Genomic DNA, 2,070 nt, shown 5'->3' on the forward strand with positions numbered 1-2,070 from the left:
CTATTATATCTTTTTATTATGATATAATAGTTAAATATATTGACCTATCTTTAAATTATGTAAATTATTAGAAAGAAGGGATAAAGTTGTCTAATAAAAATAAAGAAAATATAACTTTAAACAATCAAATCACAGAATCAACTCAACAAACTTTAACAAAAGAAGCTATATTACATATACCAATGAGCAACTATGCTTATGGCTATGATAGAGAAACATTACATATAAGAATTAGAACTAAAAAAAATGAGGTAAAAAAAGTGACCTTAAGGATAGGAGACCAATATGTATGGGACAAAGGAGGTGCAGGAGGAGGGAATCTAAATGCATCTGGACTTGGTTGGTCTGGTGGAACAAATATAATGATGAACAAAGAAGTAGAAACAGAATTATTTGATTATTGGATAGCTGAGTGTAAGCCTTTAAATAAACGTTCGAGGTATGGATTTATAATAGAAGGTCAAGAAGAAAAAATTTTATTTACAGAAAAAAAGATAATAAAATTAGGAAACGAAAATGATGAGAAAGAGTTATGTGAAATAAGTAATTTTTTTGGATATCCATATTTGAATCATATAGATATACCTAAAGTCCCAAATTGGGTAAAGGATACTGTTTGGTATCAAATATTTCCTGACAGATTTTCAAATGGAAATCCATCTATAAATCCAGAAGGAGTAGATATATGGGGAGCTATTCCAACAAGAGATAATTTTACAGGTGGAGATTTACAAGGTGTAATAAACCACCTAGATTATTTGAGCGATTTAGGAGTAAATGGAATTTATTTTTGTCCTATTACAGTTGGAAAAACTAATCATAGATATGATACGATGGACTACATGGAAATAGACCCTACCTTAGGTGATAAAGCTACTTTGAAAAAACTGATAGAAGAAGCACATAAAAGAAATATAAAAATAATGTTGGATGCTGTATTTAATCATATAGGATATTATTCTAAACAGTGGCAAGATGTAGTTAAAAATAAGGATAATTCGAGATATAAAGATTGGTTTTATATAAAAGATATGAGTAAAGTTGATACTCCAATAAAAGAAATAGATGAAAAAAACATACCTTATGAAACTTTTGGGTGTGAAAAATACATGCCGAAACTTAACACAGAAAATTCAGAAGTAATAGAATACTTATTGAGTGTAGGGAGGTATTGGATACAAGAATTTGATATAGATGCATGGAGATTGGATGTATCAAATGAAGTAGATCATGTTTTCTGGCGAAAATTTAGACAAGAGATTAAAATAATAAAACCTGATATATACATATTGGGAGAAATTTGGCATGGAAGTTTACCATGGTTGATGGGAGACCAATTTGATTCAGTTATGAATTATTTAATGTCAGAAGCTATGAAACAATTCTTTTGTACAAATGAGATAAATGCTGAAGAATTTAAATATATGATAAATGATGTAATAGTAAGTTATCCAATGCAAGTTAATGAAGTTATTTTTAATTTACTTGGAAGTCATGATACCACTAGGATATTGACTTATGCAAATGGGAATATAGATAAATTTAAACTTGCGTATTTATTTATGTTTATACAATCAGGAAGTCCTTGTATATACTATGGTGATGAAATAGGAATGCAAGGAGAACTAAGTCCAGTATCTGAAGGACAAAGAAAATGTATGGAATGGAATGAAGAAAAGTGGAATAAAGATATATTTGATTTTATGAAGAAGATTATTAGACTTCGTAAATCAAATAGAGAACTTAGAACTGTATCAAATGAATGGATACTAGCAGATAAAAAAAATGGAACAATTATATTAAAAAAAGAATCTATTACAGTAATAATAAATAATTCATCCAAAGATTTAATCTTAAAGTTACCAGATTATTTGGTGAATAGAAAAGTAAAAGATTTATATGAAGAAAAGATAATTGATTTAAAGGAAGAAATAACATTAAAAAAATACGAGTTTATTATTTTAAAATAATGTAACAATGTGCTTGATTTAAAATTAACTATAACTTTTTATATTATTTAAATAAAGTATTTTTAATTATAATAAATGAATTCAGTATAATTTTATATAC

Annotated in this window: 1 protein-coding gene; it reads left to right on the forward strand. The window is 26.9% G+C overall.

Translation table 11 applies throughout. The annotated features are described in order from the left end of the window. Positions 1 to 86 precede the first annotated feature (86 nt). Positions 87 to 1,970 carry a glycoside hydrolase family 13 protein gene (locus KGF52_RS20855; RefSeq protein WP_227841498.1) on the forward strand — a complete coding sequence of 628 codons (1,884 nt, stop codon included), beginning with the start codon at positions 87 to 89 and terminating at the stop codon, positions 1,968 to 1,970. Positions 1,971 to 2,070 lie beyond the last annotated feature (100 nt).

This window comes from Clostridioides sp. ZZV15-6597 (assembly GCF_020657815.1).
Classification (GTDB): domain Bacteria; phylum Bacillota; class Clostridia; order Peptostreptococcales; family Peptostreptococcaceae; genus Clostridioides.